Raw genomic sequence first — 3130 nt, 5'->3', positions numbered from 1 at the left:
GCCTGTTGTGCCGGTCCCGGCCTTGCCCGCCGCCGCAACGCCGCCGGCTCCGGCCAGCAACCCCGAGGCTTACGTTGCCGCCGCCATTCATGCCCAGCACCTGCAGCACCAGTTGGCCCTGGCCGAATTGCGCAACCAGCATTTGCTCGAGCAGCAGCAGATGCTGCGCGAGATGCTGGCCATGGCCCGCCAAAGCATGGTCTGAGCCACGGATTGGCCGGGTTTTTTTGAATTGCTCGGATGTTGCGGGGAGTTACCTGAGCAGGCCCAAAGCACAACGGCCGCCCAATCGGGCGGCCGTTGTGCTTTTTGTGTTGGAAGGTGGAAAATCCTTCACCTACGAAATTCGAAAAAATCCGCGGTTCAGTTAGCTCAAGCGAAGATTCCTATTTCCTCGGCTTCCATCAGGCCCTGTGGGTTCACGGCCGTCAGGCGGAGTGTTTTGCGCTCGCCTACCAGCAGGGGGTCGTATTTCACCGCAACCCGGATGTAGTTGGGCGTGAAGCCTTCCATGCGGCCATCGGTAATGTCGTCTTCAAACAGTACTTCGGTTTCGAGGCCCAGGTGTTGCTCGTAGAAGAAGCGCTTTTTCTTTTCCGACAAGCTGCGCAGCTGCGTGGTGCGCTCGTGGCGCACGCGGTCGGGCACGCGGCCGGGCAGGGTGGGCGCGAGAGTATCGGGCCGCTCCGAGTACGGGAATACGTGCAGGTAGCTGATGGGCAGTTCATTCAGGAAATTGTACGTGTCGAGAAAATCCTGGTCGGTTTCGCCCGGGAAGCCTACAATCACATCGACGCCAATGCAGGCGTGCGGCATCAGTTCCTTGATGCGGGCCACGCGGCCGGCGTAGAGCGCCCGGCGGTAGCGGCGGCGCATCAAACCCAGAATCTTATCGGAGCCGCTTTGCAGCGGGATGTGGAAGTGCGGCATGAATCGCACCGAAGCGGCCACGGTTTCGAGCACGCCGTCGGTGAGCAGGTTGGGCTCGCAGCTGCTGATGCGGAAGCGGCGGATGCCGGCCACGTCATCGAGGGCGCGCACCAATTGCGTGAAGTCTTCATGGCGCTCGCGCTCGGGGCCCTGTAGGCCAAAATCGCCCAGGTTCACGCCGGTGAGAACGATTTCCTGCACGCCGGTGGTGGCCAGCTCTTCGGCCCAGGCCACCACGCTGGCCACGCTGCCCGAGCGGCTGCCGCCCCGCGCCAGCGGAATGGTGCAGAACGAGCAGGAATAGTCGCACCCGTCCTGCACTTTCAGGAAGGTGCGGGTGCGGTCGCCGAACGAGTGCGCGGCCACGAATTCGGTGGCTTCCGAGATGGGCGAGGCGTGCACCGCGCCCGGCTGGCCCGGCGCGGGCTTTTGAAAATCGGCCAGAATATCGACCAGCATAAACTTTTCGGCCGCCCCCAGCACGGCGCTCACGCCCGGAATATTGGCAATTTCCTGGGGCTTGAGCTGGGCGTAGCAGCCCACAATGGCCACGAAAGCGTTGGGATTATGCTTGAGGGCCTGCTGCACTACCTTGCGACATTTGCGGTCGGCGTGGTCCGTGACGGAGCAGGTATTGATAATGTAGAGGTCGGCCCCGGCTTCGAAAGGCACTTTGGCAAAGCCTTTTTCCTCAAACTGCCGGCCAATGGCCGACGTTTCGGAAAAGTTGAGCTTGCAGCCGAGCGTATATAAGGCAACGGATTGGGGAGTAGGCATAGCAGGCGCAAAGGTACGGCAGCTATGCTGTGCACGCCCGACGGGCGCTGCTACTTCCGGGCAAAGTCTTCGAGGGTGAGCTGTTGCATAGCTTCGCCGAGGCGCAGCTGCCAGTCGGGCGGACTGGTTGTGCGGTCCCAAACTTGACGGCTCACATTATCGAAGGCCATGGAGCTCAGTGGTGAAACAGTCCCAAACCCGTTGTTAAAGCAGTAATACGCAAACGGGCGCGGGTGCGGGGCCAGCAGGTCTCGGCTCCACACGTATTCGGTGCTGGGCAGGCTGAGCTGCCGCAGCAGCGTGGCCGCCACATCGGTTTGCGAGGCGATGGTGTGCACCACCCGTCCCCGGGCATCGGGCCGCAGCGCCCCGCCCGCCAGTAGTAGCGGAATGCGAAACTTATCGGGGCTTTGGTTGGGAGAATCGCCCGGCTGAATATGGCCGTGGTCGGCCACCAGTACTATTAACGTGTGCGCATACCATGGCTCGGTCCGGGCCACCCGCAGAAACCGCCCCAGCTCGTGGTCGGTGTAATACACCGAATTGCGGAACAAGCTTGCTTCATCAGTGCCCGGAAATCGGGTCTTCATGGGCACCTCAAACGGCTCGTGGCTGCTCAGCGTGAAGGCCGTGACGAAAAACGGTGCCGGCTGTCGGCGCAGGTCGCCCAAGATGCGGTCAAATAGCACGCCGTCGTGGGCGCCCCACTTCGAGTTCTGGTCGGCCTGGGCAAAGTCGGCGCGCTCGGTGAGGTGCTCGTAGCCGGCGGTTTGCAGGTAGCTCTTCATGTTGGCAAACGCCAGCTCGCCGCCATAGTAATAGTGCGAGCGGTAGCCCACCGCCGCCAGCGAACGACACAGGTGGGGGAGGTACTCGGTTTTGCGCGGAAACTTGATGATGCTGGTAGTCGGCTGGTTGGGGTAGCCCGACAGGATGGATACCAGACCCTTCTGGCTGCGGTCGCCGGCCGCGTAGATATTATCGAACAGCACCCCGGTGCGGGCCAGGCTATCCAGAACCGGCGTCACGCCCTGCTCGCCGCCCACGCTGCCCACCAGCTTGCTGGTGAAGCTCTCCAGAATGATGAACAGCACGTTGGGACGGGCTTCGCTGAGAATATTCCTGGTAGAGTCGGGTGGTGCCGGCGCGCCCACTGCAAGCGGGTACAGCCCCGCCACCAGCCGCCGGGCCGTGCTGTCGGGCATAAATGGCTGGGTCGGTTGCTCCTCGCTGCGCAGTACCAGCGCGCTCATCAGGTTCCAGGGTGCGTTCAGGGCCGCATGGTTGGCGAAGGCCACGCGTGAGAAGTACACGTCGCTCTGGTTGATGGGAATTTGCTGGGTGCCGCCCCGGAGCGGCACCACCAGTAGCGCCGCGTACAGCAGGCAGGCCAGTGCCGCCCGGCCGCGCCCAAACCAGGCCG

3 protein-coding genes are annotated in these 3130 nt (G+C 62.8%); 1 reads left to right on the top strand and 2 read right to left on the bottom strand.

Translation table 11 applies throughout. The features are described 5' to 3' along the window. A partial coding sequence (locus ACYVDE_RS18525; RefSeq protein ID WP_460503030.1) for a hypothetical protein occupies window positions 1–205 on the top strand: 205 nt, incomplete at its 5' end. A gap of 167 nt (window positions 206–372) precedes the next feature. Here ACYVDE_RS18525 and mtaB read toward each other — a convergent pair. Both mtaB and ACYVDE_RS18515 read right to left on the bottom strand, forming a co-directional pair. Next, window positions 373–1707, bottom strand: a complete 1335-nt coding sequence (mtaB, locus tag ACYVDE_RS18520; protein ID WP_460503029.1) for a MiaB/RimO family radical SAM methylthiotransferase — start codon at window positions 1705–1707, stop codon at window positions 373–375. Between the two features lie 50 nt (window positions 1708–1757). Next, on the bottom strand, window positions 1758–3130 hold a 1373-nt coding region (locus ACYVDE_RS18515; protein WP_460503028.1), incomplete at its 5' end, for an LTA synthase family protein.

Source organism: Hymenobacter agri, from assembly GCF_054778495.1.
This window is presented reverse-complemented; position numbering and strand designations above follow the sequence as displayed.